Consider the following 13,651-nt stretch of genomic DNA (forward strand, 5'->3'; position numbering starts at 1 on the left):
GCCTGAAACTGATGCGGAAATGAATAAGGGCCCGAAGCGCATAACGCTTCGGGCCCTTAAGGAATGTTGGCGGAGTGGACGGGACTCGAACCCGCGACCCCCGGCGTGACAGGCCGGTATTCTAACCAACTGAACTACCACTCCTAACTCGTTTTTCAGTTTTCCTGGTGGGTGCTGAGAGGCTCGAACTCCCGACCTACGCCTTGTAAGGGCGCCGCTCTACCAACTGAGCTAAGCACCCAGAAAACTTATCAGCGTTTGTCACAACTGCTGAACGAGGCCGTATTCTACAGGGGCGTTTCGCATGTCCGCAAGGGGTTTTATAAATTATTTAGAAAATTGCCGGGGAAGGCCCTATCATGGGCGCCGCCGCATTCACTACCGGGAAGCCCACCATGCATGACAATCTCGACGCGCTGTACCGCCGCGTAAGCTGGCGCCTGATGCCGTTCCTGTTCCTGTGCTTCGTGGCGGCCTATCTCGACCGCGTCAACGTGGGCTTCGCCAAGTTGCAGATGCTGGCCGACCTGCGCTTTTCCGATACCGTCTATGGCGTCGGCGCCGGCATGTTCTTCATCGGCTACTTCATTTTCGAGGTGCCGTCGAATTTGCTGATGACGCGCGCCGGCGCCCGCCTATGGATCGCGCGCATCATGATCAGCTGGGGACTGATCTCGTCGGCGATGATGTTCACCAACAGCGTGACCACCTTCTATGTGCTGCGCTTTCTGCTGGGCGCGGCCGAGGCAGGCTTCTTCCCCGGCATCATCCTGTACCTGACCTACTGGTACCCGGCGCACCGCCGCGCGCGCATGGTGGCGCTGTTCATGAGCGGCGTGGCGATTGCCGGCGTGGTGGGCGGCCCGCTGTCGGGCTGGATCATGAAGGCGTTCGATGGCACCCACGGCATGTCCGGCTGGCAGTGGCTGTTCCTGCTCGAAGGCATCCCGTCGGTGCTGCTCGGCATCTGGACGCTGTTCTACCTCGACGACGGCATCCGCGACGCCAAATGGTTGAGTGATGACGACAAGCGCGTGCTGGAAGCGGCCATCGCCGAGGACCGCGTGGGCCAGCAACACCTGCCGCTGGCGCAGGTGTTCAGGAGCGGCAAGGTATGGCTGCTGGCGCTGGTGTACTTCCTGTTCGTGATGGGCTTGTATGGCGTGAGCTTCTGGCTGCCGCAGCTGATCAAGAACAGCGGCGTGGCGGACGTGTTCCACATCGGCCTGCTCACTGCGATTCCATACTTCGTTGCGGCGGTGGTGATGGTGGCCGCCGCCCGCCACTCGGACCGCACCGGCGAGCGCCGCTGGCACGCGGCCTGCGCCGGCGTGGTTGGTGCGCTGGGGCTGATCGTCGCCACCGCCTACAGCGACAACACGGTGATCGCGCTGGCCGCCCTGAGCGTAGCCACAGCCGGCATCCTGTCCACGTTCCCGATCTTCTGGAGCCTGCCCACGGCCATGCTCGGCGGCGCGGCAGCGGCGGCCGGTATCGCCATGATCAATTCGCTGGGCAACCTGGCCGGTTTTGTCAGCCCGTACCTGGTCGGGGCGATCAAGGATGCGACCAGCAGCACGGCCAGCGGCATCTACCTGCTGGCGGCCAGCCTGGTGGCGGGGGCGGTACTCGTGGTCGTGGCCGTGCGTCCGCCACGTTAAAGTTGCAGCCGTACCTGTTTCCGTAGATACTGTATGTATTCACAGTAATCTTTGCAGCGGTATGGTAGAGCCCCAACGACGAATTGCCCACCTCGACATGGATGCGTTTTTCGCGTCCGTGGAGTTGTTGCGCTACCCGGAACTGCGCGGCCAGCCGGTGGTGATCGGCGGGCGCCACGCCACGCCGGTGTTGCTGGCCGATGGCAGTCACCAGTTCGCCCGCCTGCGCACCTACGTGGGACGCGGCGTGATCACCACCGCCACGTATGAAGCGCGGGCGTTTGGCGTCGGTTCCGCCATGGGCATGATGAAGGCGGCCAAGCTGGCGCCCGATGCGATTTTATTGCCCGCCAATTTCGAGGACTATCGCCACTATTCGCGGCTGTTCAAGCAGGCGGTGGCGGCGATTGCGCCGCAGATCGAGGATCGCGGCATCGACGAGATTTTCATCGACCTTACCGATGTGGAAGGCGAAACCGATGCACTGGCTGCGCGCATCAAGCAGGCCGTGTTCGACGCCACCGGGTTGACCTGCTCGATCGGCATCACGCCCAATAAACTGCTGTCGAAAATCTGCTCGGACCTGAACAAGCCCAACGGCATCACCATCCTGGGCTTCGATGACATCCCGGAGCGGATCTGGCCGCTCAATGTGCGCAAGGTGAACGGTATCGGCCCCAAGGCCACCGCCAAGCTGGCGTCGCTCGGCATCGAGACCATCGGCCAGCTGGCGCGGGCCGATCAAGGGATGCTACAGGATTACTTCGGTGCGCATTACGCATCCTGGCTGTCGCAAGCGGCCCACGGCATCGACCAGCGCGTGGTGGCCAACCGCACCATGAGTAAATCGATGAGCCGCGAAACCACGTTCGAGCGCGATTTGCACGCGCGCCAGGACCGCGAAACACTGTCGGCCATCCTGGTCACCTTGTGCGACCGCCTGGCGGAAGACCTGAAACGCAAGGGTTACGTAAGCCGCACCATCAGCATCAAGCTGCGCTACGACGATTTCCAGATCGTCAGCCGCAACGTCACCGTGCCCGAGCCGGTGGCCGATGCGACCGCCATCCTGCAGGCTGCGCGCGAATGCCTGAAACGCGTGCCGCTGCAACGCAAGCTGCGCCTGCTCGGGGTGCGCGCCAGCACCCTCGAAGTACCGGGCGCAGCCACGCACAAGCCGCTGCCCGTGCAGGGCGACCTGTTCAGTTCATAAACGGTTCCGCGCCGCCATCACCGTGTAAAATGGCGCTCTTTTGGTACATTCAATTCAGGACAAGGCAACACTCATGTGGTTCAAGAATCTTCAGATTTATCGTCTGCCGGCCCCGTGGGCCTACACCCCCGAACAACTGGAAGCAGCGCTCGAACCGCACGCGTTTGTTCCCGCCAGCAGCAACGAACTGCTGCGCCAGGGCTGGGACAAGCCACGTCCTAACGGCGGCCTGGTCCACGTGGTCAACAAGCAAATGCTGATCGTGCTGGGCACCGAGAAAAAACTGCTGCCGTCGAGCGTGATCAACCAGGTTGCCAAGGCCCGCGCCGCCGAGATGGAAGAAGCGCAAGGCTTCGCCCCGGGCAAAAAAGCCATGAAGGAACTGAAAGAACGCGTGGCCGACGAGCTGTTGCCGCGCGCCTTCTCGATCCGTGGCAATGTCTGGACCTGGATCGACCCGGTCAACGGCTGGCTGGTGGTCGATGCGGCCAGTCCGGCCAAGGCCGACGAAGTGATCAAGCTGCTGCTGAAGGCGGTCGATAAACTGCCGCTGGAAAGCCTGCGCGTGCAGCGCTCGCCGGTGGGCGTGATGACCGAATGGCTGCAAACCGACGAAGCACCGGCCGGCTTCACGGTCGATATGGACACCGAGCTGCGCGCCACCGGCGAGAGCAAGGCTGCCGTGCGCTACGTGCGCCACACGCTGGAACCGGCCGAAGTGCGCCGCCACATCGAAGCGGGCAAGCAGTGCACCCGCCTGGCGCTGACGTGGGACAGCAAGATATCGTTCGTGCTGACCGAATCGCTGGCAATCAAGAGCGTCAAGGCGCTCGACGTGCTGGCGGAGAAGGAATCGAGCACCCGCAACGACGAAGAGCGTTTTGACGGCGACTTCATGCTGATGACGGGCGAGCTGGCCAAGATGATGGCCGACGTGGTCGAAGCGTTGGGCGGCGAAGCCAAGGCCTGATGAACTGGATCCTGCCTGCGCGGCGGTCCGCCGATGTGCAATGACGGATTGACGGCCGCCGGCTGACGACCCGTCATCCCCGCGCAGGCGGGGATCCAATCCATTTACAGCGGCTGGAACACTCCAGCCGCCTTGTTTTTCTGCACATTATCCCAGGCAAAAATCTTGCCGTTCATTGCCACGTACACGCCTGGCGGCTGGGTCTGCGCCACGGCGCAGGCAAAACCCAGGTTGAACATCGCATCCGAGTTTGCAATCGAATACGGAATCATCGCACCGGTCAGCACGATGGTCTGGCCCAGCTCGGCTGGTCCCAGCACGGCGGCCGTCTGCGGCATGGTGTCGGTGCCGTGGATGATGACGATCGCCTTTTCGGTGGCGGCGCGGCACGAGGCCAGGATGCGTTCGCGATCGGCATCGACCATGTCGAGCGAATCCATCAGCGGCAACTGTTCCAGCGCCACGTCCACCGTCAGGCGGCAACGTTCGAGCAGGGCGGGCACATGGCTGTCCGCGAAGCCCAAAGTACCGTTCAGTTCGTTGTAGTGTTTGTCGAAAGTGCCGCCGGTGGCGAGGATGCGCAGGGTCATGGTGAAAGCTCGGTTCAGTAAAAATGATCTGCATCATAACCCAAACCGCTGCGCAAAAAGAATCCGGAAACCGTCGTCTTCGCACTGGAAATATCGGCGTACTATGCCTATATTGTCTGTTTGCGGGCCCCTCCTGAGGCCCCTGTTCGTGGATCGTCTATGAAAGCTCTTGCACCCGGAACTGTCATTTTTCACCGTCATCGCGGCTATGGCGTGATCACGGCCGTCAACTTGCTGACCGGCTGGATTTCCGCGCGTTTCGGCAGCGAAGCGCGCACGCTCGACCTCAATTTATCGACCGACGCCGTGCAGTACGCCGATGGCGAAGCGATCCTGTTCCGCCGCGCGCCGCCCGACCGCATGCCCCACGCGCGGCTGATGGCCGTGGTACGCGCGCTGCACCAGGCCGGCTATCAGAAACTGTATCTGTATGCGTGGCCCAAGCCGTCCGGCCTGCACTGGCGCTGGCACCTGTTCACCGGCAAGCGCGACTGGATGCAGCGCTCGTGGCGCGAAGGCTGGTACGGCTCCGGCGCTGACTACAACAGCAACCCCGTGATGGGCTGGGGGGACAATCCGGGCGCCACCACCGAGGAGCTGATCCACGCGCTGGCCAAATTCGACCCGCAGGGACTGGCGCAGGCACTGGGCCGCGACGACGACCACACCGCCTGGTTCGCCAGCGTGTGCGACGCGCTGCTGCCCGGTTATATGTACAGCCTGGACATGCAGCGTCCCGCAGGCGCACCGCTGATCGACATGCCGCCGGTGCCGGTGGTCCCGGTGCGCGCCACCTTGCCGCCGTACAGCGGCCCGGACATCACCTGGCCGCCCGGCTGGGCCGGCTTGTGGAGCAAGGTGCATGTGATGCCCACCCCGCGCATCAACCTCACCGGCCTCCCTGAGAAGACTGATTAACTCTGGCTGCGCGCGTTGTGCTGGAAGTCCGGATTATGAATCGCATCGAACTTTCCAGCCTCGAAATCGACGATGTTCTGGAATGCATGGCGGAAGTACAGCTCGTAGCTGTCCTGCTCCACGTAGCCGAGGTGCGGCGTGGCCAGCACGGTCGGAATGCGCAGCAGTTCGCTGGTTGGCGCCAGCGGTTCCGATTCGAACACGTCGAGCGCCGCATAGCCGGGGCGGCCCTGTGTGAGTGCTTGCTCCAGCGCGCCGGTTGCCACCAGCTCGGCGCGGCTGGTGTTAACGAACAGGGCCGTGGGCTGCATGCGCGCCAGGTCGGCGACGGTGACGATGCCACGGGTGGCGTCGTTCAGCCGCAGGTGCACGCTGAGCACATCGGCCTCGGCAAAAAACGCTTCGCGTGATGCGGCGGCCGCGTAGCCATCGGCAACGGCCTTGTTGCGGCTCGCCTCGCTGCCCCACACCACCACCTGCATGCCGAACGCGCGGCCGTATCCGGCCACCAGCTGGCCGATCTTGCCATAGCCCCAGATCCCGAGCTTGCGCCCCTTGAGCACGAAGCCCAGGCCGTTCAATTGCGGATTGACGGAAGCGGTTTGCCACAGTCCGTCGCGCAGGTTGTTCGCGTACGGCACGATCTTGCGCGCTGCCGCCATGATCAGGGCCCAGGTCAGCTCGGCCGGTGCAGTGGGGGAGCCGACACCTTCGGCAATCGCGATGCCCAGCTCGGTTGCGGCCGCCACATCGACGTGGCCGGCCAGCTTGCCGGTCTGCGAAATCAGCTTCAGATTGGGCAGCTTGGCCAGCAGCGCACGGTTGAGTGCGGTGCGTTCGCGGATCAGTACCAGGGCATCGAACGGCGCCAGGCGGATTGCCAGCTGGCCGAGGCCACGTGTTGTATTGTTGAACACTTTTACCTCGTGTCCGTTCAATATCTGATAACTTTTTATTCCGGAGCTGGCGTTCTGGTAATCATCAAGTATGGCGATTTTCATGTCAGTTAACCGATCTTAGGTTGAAATTCGTAGCGGAATAACGGGCGCTGCAAAAAGCTGAATAGCTTACTACTTTAGTCAACAATTTCTCCTACATTTCTGTTGAATCGTGGGACCAGCGGTGTACAATCGCTCAAAAAATGAACAGCCGAACATCGATTTTGCTGTCACTGCCGGGTTCACGGAACCTGGTCCCACGACAAGACCGCCGTAGAATACGCCGAGGCGCCGACCCATCCCGGATGGGCTTTCCGCGCGCCAGGCTATTCAAGCTTTATTCAAGCTGATATTGACGACGATCCTGCCGAAAGAATTTTAATTGGCATTGGAGGTAGTATGAATCAGCCCATCATGGGTGGCGTTGCAACGCTGAACGTCCCAGCTTACATCAAGCATCAAAAACTGATCAATTGGGTCACGGAAATCGCCGCGCTGACCAAGCCGGACCGCATCTACTGGTGCGATGGCTCGCAAGAAGAGTACGACCGCCTGTGCGCGGAAATGGTTGCTGCCGGCACCATGAAAAAACTCAACGAAGCCAAGCGTCCGAACTCGTACCTGGCCCTGTCCGATCCGACCGACGTGGCGCGTGTTGAAGACCGCACCTACATCTGCTCGGCCACCAGGGAAGAAGCCGGCCCGACCAACAACTGGATGGCGCCCGACGAAATGCGCGCCACCCTGAACCCGCTGTTCGACGGCGCCATGATCGGCCGCACCATGTACGTTGTGCCATTCTCGATGGGCCCGCTGGGTTCGCCGATTGCGCACATCGGCGTGGAACTGTCCGACTCGCCATACGTGGCCGTCAACATGCGCGTCATGACCCGCATGGGCAAGGCCGTGTACGACGTGCTGGGCACCGATGGCGAGTTCGTGCCATGCGTGCACACCGTGGGCGCACCGCTGACGGCCGGTCAGGCCGACGTGGCCTGGCCATGCAACGCTACCAAGTACATCGTCCACTACCCGGAAACCCGCGAAATCTGGTCGTACGGTTCGGGCTACGGCGGCAATGCGCTGCTGGGTAAAAAATGCTTCGCGCTGCGTATCGCTTCCACCATGGGTTACCAGGACCAGGCCAAGGATGGCATGGGCTGGCTGGCCGAACACATGCTGATCCTGGGCGTGGAATCGCCGGAAGGCAAAAAGCACTACGTGGCTGCCGCTTTCCCTTCGGCTTGCGGCAAGACCAACTTCGCCATGCTGATCCCGCCAGGCACCTTCGACGGCTGGAAAGTCACCACCATCGGCGACGACATCGCCTGGATCAAGCCGGGCGCCGATGGCCGCCTGTACGCGATCAACCCGGAGGCCGGTTACTTCGGCGTGGCCCCTGGCACCAACGAAAAAACCAACTTCAACTGCATGGCTTCCATGCGTGAAAACACCATCTTCACCAACGTCGCGCTGACCGACGACGGCGATGTATGGTGGGAAGGCCTGACCAAGCAGGCGCCCGATCACCTGGTGGACTGGCAAGGCAAGGACTGGACCCCGGCGTCCGGCACCAAGGCTGCCCACCCTAACGCACGCTTTACCGTGGGCGCTACCCAGAACCCCGTCATCGACGCGGCCTGGGACGATCCTGCCGGTGTGCCGATCTCGGCCTTCATCTTCGGCGGTCGCCGTTCGACCACCGTGCCGCTGGTCACCGAAGCGCGTAACTGGGTGGAAGGCGTGTACATGGCCGCCACCATGGGTTCGGAAACCACCGCTGCCGCTGCCGGCCAGATGGGCATCGTGCGCCGCGATCCGTTCGCGATGCTGCCGTTCATGGGCTACAACATGAGCGACTACTTCCAGCACTGGCTCAACCTGGGCGAAAAGCTGGGCAAGATCGACGGCGCCACCCTGCCGAAAATCTACTGCGTCAACTGGTTCCGCACCGACGACCAGGGTCATTTCGTCTGGCCTGGCTTTGGCGACAATATGCGCGTGCTGAAATGGATGCTCGAGCGTATCGAAGGCAAAGCCGGCGGCGTCGAAAACATCTTCGGCACCACCCCGCGCTACGGCGACATCCACTGGGACGGCCTGCCGTTCACGCCTGAAGAATTCGAGACCATCACCTCGATCGACAAGGATGCCTGGCGCGAAGAACTGAAACTGCACGAAGAACTGTTCACCAAGCTGGCCTACCACCTGCCGCAAGAATTGACGGCGGTGAAAGCCGAGCTGGAGAAGCGCCTGGCAAAATAAGCCGGCCTGAGGTGGAGACGGAAGCGACGCATGGAAACATGCGCCGCTTTTTTTTCGTGTATGCTGGCCCGGCTGACCGGCTCAACCGACCACTCCTACGCCATCGAGGACCACGTGAACCGCAAGCTCATCATTTTCGACTTCGACGGTACCCTGGCCGATACGTTTCCCTGCTTCGTACGCGTGTTCGACGAAGCGGCGGCCAAATACAAGTTCAAACCGCTCGACCGCGCCAACGCCCAGGCTTTGCGCGGCCTCGACGCGCGCCAGATCATGGCGCTGCACGACATCCCGCTCTGGAAAACTCCGGCCATCGCCCGCTTCATGCGCACCCGCATCGGCGACGAGGCGCATTCGATCACGCTGTTCGCTGGCGTGGAGGCGGCGCTGCGCACGTTGAGGGAGCGCGGCGTGGTGCTCACTATCGTCACCTCGAATGCGCGCGCCAACGTGCAGCGCATCCTCGGGCCCGAGTTGCTGGCGCTGTTCGACCAGGTGGAGTGCGGCGCGGGCCTGTTCGGCAAGCTGCCCAAGGTGCGCAAGGTACTCGCTGCCACCGGCATCGCGGCAGCCGATACCTTGTTGATCGGCGACGAGATCCGCGATGCGCGGGTGGCGGCGGAGGCGGGCCTCGACTTCGGCGCGGTGGCTTGGGGCTTCAACCACGTCGATGCGCTGGTGGCGCAGGGGCCAAAGCGCGTGTTCCACCAGGTGGAAGACCTGGTTCGCTGACCGTGAAACTAAAAGACCCGCAGGCGCGGGTCTTGGTTTACTACCTTATTTCAACAACGGTCCCAGATATTTTCCGGTCACGCTGTTCGCATTCGCGGCCACATCCTCCGGCGTGCCGGTGGCAATGATCTTGCCGCCACCCGCACCGCCCTCCGGCCCCAAGTCCACCACCCAGTCCGCCGTCTTGATCACATCGAGATTGTGCTCGATGATGACCAGCGTATTGCCCTGGTCGCGCAGGCGGTGGATCACCTTGAGCAGCAGGTCGATATCGTGGAAGTGCAGGCCGGTGGTCGGCTCGTCCAGGATGTACAGCGTGCGGCCCGTATCGCGCTTGGACAGCTCCAGCGACAGTTTGACGCGCTGCGCCTCGCCACCGGACAGCGTGGTCGCACTTTGTCCCAGCTTGATGTAGCCGAGGCCCACGTCGAGCAGCGTATGCAGCTTGCGGGCAATGACCGGCACCGGCTTGAAGAACTCGTGCGCGTCTTCCACCGTCATGTCGAGAATTTCGGTGATGTTCTTGCCCTTGTACTGGACTTCGAGCGTTTCGCGGTTATAGCGCTTGCCGTGGCAGACGTCGCACGGTACATACACGTCCGGCAGGAAGTGCATCTCCACTTTGATGACGCCATCGCCCTGGCACGCTTCGCAGCGGCCGCCCTTGACGTTGAACGAGAAGCGCCCGGCGCTGTAGCCACGCTCCTTCGCGGTCGGCACCGTCGCGAACAAATCGCGGATTGGCGTAAACAGGCCGGTATAGGTGGCCGGGTTGGAACGCGGCGTGCGGCCGATCGGCGCCTGGTCCACCGAGATCACCTTGTCGAAGTGCTCGAGGCCCGCGATCGAGTCGTGCGGCGCCGGCTCGGTCTGCGAACCGTACAGGTGGCGCGACAGGGCCGGGAACAGCGTGTCGTTGATCAGTGTCGATTTGCCGGAGCCGGAAACGCCGGTCACGCACGTCATCAGGCCCACCGGCAGCTTGAGGCTGACCTTTTTCAGGTTGTTGCCGGTGGCGCCAGCGATCACCAGCTGGCGATCGGGATCGGCCTGGTGACGCTTGGCCGGCACCTCGATCTTGCGGGTGCCGTTCAGGTACTGCGCCGTCAGCGATTTTTTATTCTTGAGGATGTCCTTGAGTGAACCGGCCGCAATCACTTCGCCGCCATGCACGCCGGCGCCCGGACCCATGTCGACGATGTAGTCGGCGGTGCGAATCGCGTCTTCGTCGTGCTCCACCACCAGCACGCTGTTACCGATATCGCGCAGGTGGCGCAGGGTGTCGATCAGGCGGTCGTTATCGCGCTGGTGCAGGCCGATCGACGGCTCATCGAGCACGTACATCACGCCGGTCAGGCCCGAGCCGATCTGCGAGGCCAGGCGGATGCGCTGCGCTTCGCCGCCGGACAGCGTATCGGCGCTGCGGTCCAGCGATAAATAATCGAGACCGACGTTGTTAAGGAACTGCAGGCGCGAGATGATCTCTTTCACCACGCGGTCGGCGATTTCCTTCTTGGCGCCCTTGAGCTTCAACTGCTCGAAGAACGACAGCGATTCGCGCAGCGGCTTCTCGGCGATCTCGTAGATCGCCTTTTCCTGCTTGCCGGTGCCGACCTTGACGAAGCGCGCCTCGATGCGCAGGCGCGCGCCTTCGCACGACGGGCATTTTTTCTCGTTGATGAACTTGGCCAGTTCTTCCTTGACCGCCATCGAATCGGTTTCGCGGTAGCGGCGCGCCAGGTTGTTGACCACACCCTCGAAGGTATGCTCCTTGACCACGGTGCGGCCGCGCTCATTCACGTACGTAAACGGAATCGCGGTTTTGCCGGAGCCGTTGAGGACCGCGTCCTGCGCGGACTTGGGCAACTGCTCGAACGGCACGTCGAGATCGAACTCGTAGTACGCGGCCAGGTTGGACAGCATCTGGTAATAGAACTGGTTGCGGCGGTCCCACCCCTTGACGGCGCCGGACGCGAGCGACAGGTTGGGGAAGGCGACGATGCGTTTCGGGTCGAAGAATTCGATGTGGCCGAGACCATCGCACTCGGGGCAGGCGCCCATCGGGTTATTGAACGAGAACAGGCGCGGTTCCAGCTCTTGCAGCGAGTAGCCGCACTGGTTGCAGGCGAACTTGTTCGAGTACACGTGTTCGACGGCGGTGTCCATTTCCAGCGCCACGGCGCGGCCATCGGCCAGACGCAGCGCGGTCTCGAAGCTCTCGGCCAGGCGCTGCTTGATGTCGGCGTTGACCTTCACGCGGTCGATCACCACGTCGATCGTGTGCTTCTCGGTTTTCTTCAGTTTGGGCAGCTCGTCCACTTCGTAGATCTTGGCTTCATGGGTGCCGCTCTGCACGCGGAAGCGCACGAAGCCCTGCGCCTGCATCTGCTCGAACAGGTCCGAATGCTCGCCCTTGCGGTTGGCCACCACGGGCGCCAGCACCATCAATTTCGTCCCTTCGGGCATGGCCAGCACTGCATCGACCATCTGCGACACGGTCTGCGCAGCCAGCGCGTGGTCCGGGTGGTTGATGCAGTAAGGCGTGCCCACCCGCGCATACAGCAGGCGCAGGTAATCGTGAATCTCGGTGACCGTGCCGACGGTGGAGCGCGGGTTGTGCGACGTGGCCTTTTGTTCGATCGAAATCGCCGGCGACAGGCCTTCGATCAGATCGACATCGGGCTTTTCCATCAGTTGCAGGAACTGGCGTGCGTATGCCGACAGCGACTCCACGTAGCGGCGCTGGCCCTCGGCATACAGGGTGTCGAACGCCAGCGACGATTTGCCGGAACCGGACAGCCCGGTGATCACGACCAGCTGGTTGCGCGGCAGGTCGAGACTGATGTTTTTGAGGTTGTGCGTACGTGCGCCGCGAATGCGGATCTGTTCCATGGAGTAAGCCCTTAGATATCAACCCGTCATCATAGCGGGCTTTGAAAAGATGCGCCGTCCTTGCGCTGGATCACGCGCGGGAGGCTTGACACTGTATATAATACCAGTATTTGCTTGCGTCGATTCAACAGGCTTCGGCGCAGAACAGGCTACATGGGGACGAGAGCTGAAATTGGTAGTGCAAGTGGTAGCCCGGCATCGCGTTCGTCTATAATCTCTGTTTAGATTTCATACACAGCCTGCCCACGCGGCCGTCGTTACTCAGGAGTTTTATTCATGGCATCAGTCAACAAAGTCATCATCGTCGGCAATCTGGGTCGCGATCCGGAGATCCGCTACATGCCTAGCGGTGATGCAATCGCCAACATTGCCGTGGCGACCTCATACAAGTCGAAAGACCGCAACACCGGTGAGCAAAAAGAGACCACCGAGTGGCACCGCATCTCGTTCTTCGGCAAGCTGGCCGAAATCGTGGGCCAGTACCTGAAAAAAGGCTCGTCCATCTACGTCGAAGGCCGGCTGCAAACCCGCAAGTACACCGATAAAGACGGCGTCGAAAAGTACGCAACCGACATCGTCGCTGAAAACATGCAAATGCTGGGCGGCCGTCAAGGCGCCGGCGGCATGGATGACGGCGGCAGCTACGGTGGTGGCGGCGGCGGTGGTTACGGCGGTGGCAATGGGGGCGGCGGCGGTTACGACGCGCCACCACAGCGCCAGGCCGCACCTCAGCAACAACGCCCAGCCATGGCGCCACCGGCACCACGTCCGGCACCAAAGCCGGCGCCGAATTTCTCGGATATGGATGACGATATTCCGTTCTAACGTTTCTTCTTGCAGCAAATCTAACAAGTAGTCAGGAGCCCGCATTGCGGGCTCTTTTTTTTAACTGCTCACTGTGAAAAAAGCTTGCAAAGCGGAATTTGCCGGCATATATTCTCTGTACTGATCGGTACATAGTGTTCCGATAGGTACAATTTAGGAGAAATCACATGGCTATCCGTCCACCCCTGCCGCCCTTCACTCGTGAAACCGCGATCGAAAAAGTCCGTCTGGCCGAAAACGGCTGGAACACCCGCGACCCGGAGAAAGTCGCCCTTGCTTACACCGAAGCCAGCTGGTGGCGCAATCGCGCTGAATTCGTTGAAGGCCGGGAAGCCATCACCGCACTGCTGAAGCGTAAGTGGACCCGCGAGCTGGATTACCGTCTGATTAAAGAGCTGTGGGCCTTTGACGGTGCGCGTATCGCCGTGCGCTTCGCTTACGAATACCATGACGATTCCGGCCAGTGGTATCGTGCCTACGGCAATGAAAACTGGGAATTCGACGAAAACGGCCTGATGCACCATCGTCACGCCTGCATCAACGAGCATCCGATCAAGGCTGAAGATCGCAAATTCCTGTGGGACAATAGCGGCCCACGCCCAGCCGATTATCCTGGGCTGAGCAGTTTCGGTTTTTAAGGAAAATGA

Annotated in this window: 11 protein-coding genes and 2 tRNA genes; 8 read left to right on the top strand and 5 right to left on the bottom strand. The window is 61.7% G+C overall.

Annotated elements, in window-relative coordinates; translation table 11 throughout:
• Positions 1 to 67 precede the first annotated feature (67 nt).
• Together F8197_RS21535 and F8197_RS21540 are read right to left on the bottom strand one after the other, a co-directional pair.
• Positions 68 to 144: transfer RNA gene (locus F8197_RS21535), tRNA-Asp, on the bottom strand.
• 21 nt (positions 145 to 165) lie between these two features.
• Positions 166 to 241, bottom strand: a tRNA-Val gene (locus F8197_RS21540).
• Between the two features lie 154 nt (positions 242 to 395).
• Between F8197_RS21540 and F8197_RS21545 the strand changes: the two genes are divergently transcribed.
• The 3 genes from F8197_RS21545 (at position 396) to F8197_RS21555 (ending at position 3,844) form a co-directional block, all read left to right on the top strand.
• Positions 396 to 1,661, top strand: coding sequence for an MFS transporter (locus tag F8197_RS21545; RefSeq protein ID WP_227012340.1), 1,266 nt, complete (start codon positions 396 to 398; stop codon positions 1,659 to 1,661).
• A 61-nt stretch (positions 1,662 to 1,722) separates the two neighbouring features.
• Positions 1,723 to 2,874, top strand: coding sequence for a DNA polymerase IV (gene dinB, locus F8197_RS21550; RefSeq protein ID WP_152883520.1), 1,152 nt, complete (start codon positions 1,723 to 1,725; stop codon positions 2,872 to 2,874).
• A gap of 73 nt (positions 2,875 to 2,947) precedes the next feature.
• On the top strand, positions 2,948 to 3,844 hold the full coding sequence (locus F8197_RS21555) for a recombination-associated protein RdgC (RefSeq protein ID WP_019924555.1): 897 nt from the start codon (positions 2,948 to 2,950) through the stop codon (positions 3,842 to 3,844).
• Between the two features lie 104 nt (positions 3,845 to 3,948).
• Here the strand turns inward: F8197_RS21555 and F8197_RS21560 are convergent, their stop codons facing one another.
• Positions 3,949 to 4,434 carry an asparaginase domain-containing protein gene (locus tag F8197_RS21560; protein ID WP_056143092.1) on the bottom strand — a complete coding sequence of 162 codons (486 nt, stop codon included), beginning with the start codon at positions 4,432 to 4,434 and terminating at the stop codon, positions 3,949 to 3,951.
• Between the two features lie 159 nt (positions 4,435 to 4,593).
• Between F8197_RS21560 and F8197_RS21565 the strand changes: the two genes are divergently transcribed.
• Positions 4,594 to 5,352, top strand: coding sequence for an L-asparaginase (locus tag F8197_RS21565; protein WP_152883521.1), 759 nt, complete (start codon positions 4,594 to 4,596; stop codon positions 5,350 to 5,352).
• On the opposite strand, the gene F8197_RS21570 is transcribed toward F8197_RS21565, so the two are convergent.
• The gene (locus tag F8197_RS21570; protein WP_152883522.1) at positions 5,349 to 6,353 is read right to left on the bottom strand and encodes a D-2-hydroxyacid dehydrogenase family protein; all 1,005 of its coding nucleotides are present in this window, start codon (positions 6,351 to 6,353) and stop codon (positions 5,349 to 5,351) included. The genes F8197_RS21565 and F8197_RS21570 overlap by 4 nt on opposite strands.
• 336 nt (positions 6,354 to 6,689) lie before the next feature.
• Here F8197_RS21570 and F8197_RS21575 point away from each other — a divergent pair, with 336 nt between their 5' ends.
• Both F8197_RS21575 and F8197_RS21580 read left to right on the top strand, forming a co-directional pair.
• A complete protein-coding gene (locus F8197_RS21575) occupies positions 6,690 to 8,555 on the top strand; it encodes a phosphoenolpyruvate carboxykinase (GTP) (RefSeq protein WP_056143101.1) in 1,866 nt (621 codons plus the stop codon).
• 114 nt (positions 8,556 to 8,669) lie between these two features.
• Positions 8,670 to 9,287: an HAD hydrolase-like protein gene (locus tag F8197_RS21580; protein ID WP_373996932.1), complete on the top strand. Its 618-nt coding sequence runs from the start codon at positions 8,670 to 8,672 to the stop codon at positions 9,285 to 9,287.
• Between the two features lie 45 nt (positions 9,288 to 9,332).
• Here F8197_RS21580 and uvrA read toward each other — a convergent pair whose 3' ends face one another.
• The gene (gene uvrA / locus F8197_RS21585; RefSeq protein ID WP_056143107.1) at positions 9,333 to 12,179 is read right to left on the bottom strand and encodes an excinuclease ABC subunit UvrA; all 2,847 of its coding nucleotides are present in this window, start codon (positions 12,177 to 12,179) and stop codon (positions 9,333 to 9,335) included.
• 276 nt (positions 12,180 to 12,455) lie between these two features.
• On the opposite strand from uvrA, the gene ssb reads away from it, so the two are divergent.
• Together ssb and F8197_RS21595 are read left to right on the top strand one after the other, a co-directional pair.
• Positions 12,456 to 13,004, top strand: coding sequence for a single-stranded DNA-binding protein (gene ssb / locus F8197_RS21590; RefSeq protein ID WP_152883523.1), 549 nt, complete (start codon positions 12,456 to 12,458; stop codon positions 13,002 to 13,004).
• A gap of 167 nt (positions 13,005 to 13,171) precedes the next feature.
• Positions 13,172 to 13,642: a nuclear transport factor 2 family protein gene (locus F8197_RS21595; protein WP_056143112.1), complete on the top strand. Its 471-nt coding sequence runs from the start codon at positions 13,172 to 13,174 to the stop codon at positions 13,640 to 13,642.
• Positions 13,643 to 13,651 lie beyond the last annotated feature (9 nt).

This window comes from Duganella sp. FT27W (genome assembly GCF_009295655.1).
Lineage (GTDB): Bacteria > Pseudomonadota > Gammaproteobacteria > Burkholderiales > Burkholderiaceae_D > Rugamonas > Rugamonas zoogloeoides.

Coding starts and splice junctions, on each gene's coding strand:
- F8197_RS21575 (WP_056143101.1), top strand. CDS start 6,690: ATGAATCAGCCCATCATGGGTGGCGTTGCAACGCTGAACGTCCCAGCT.
- F8197_RS21560 (WP_056143092.1), bottom strand. CDS start 4,434: ATGACCCTGCGCATCCTCGCCACCGGCGGCACTTTCGACAAACACTAC.
- F8197_RS21595 (WP_056143112.1), top strand. CDS start 13,172: ATGGCTATCCGTCCACCCCTGCCGCCCTTCACTCGTGAAACCGCGATC.
- F8197_RS21565 (WP_152883521.1), top strand. CDS start 4,594: ATGAAAGCTCTTGCACCCGGAACTGTCATTTTTCACCGTCATCGCGGC.
- dinB (WP_152883520.1), top strand. CDS start 1,723: ATGGTAGAGCCCCAACGACGAATTGCCCACCTCGACATGGATGCGTTT.
- F8197_RS21555 (WP_019924555.1), top strand. CDS start 2,948: ATGTGGTTCAAGAATCTTCAGATTTATCGTCTGCCGGCCCCGTGGGCC.
- F8197_RS21570 (WP_152883522.1), bottom strand. CDS start 6,353: ATGAAAATCGCCATACTTGATGATTACCAGAACGCCAGCTCCGGAATA.
- ssb (WP_152883523.1), top strand. CDS start 12,456: ATGGCATCAGTCAACAAAGTCATCATCGTCGGCAATCTGGGTCGCGAT.
- uvrA (WP_056143107.1), bottom strand. CDS start 12,179: ATGGAACAGATCCGCATTCGCGGCGCACGTACGCACAACCTCAAAAAC.
- F8197_RS21545 (WP_227012340.1), top strand. CDS start 396: ATGCATGACAATCTCGACGCGCTGTACCGCCGCGTAAGCTGGCGCCTG.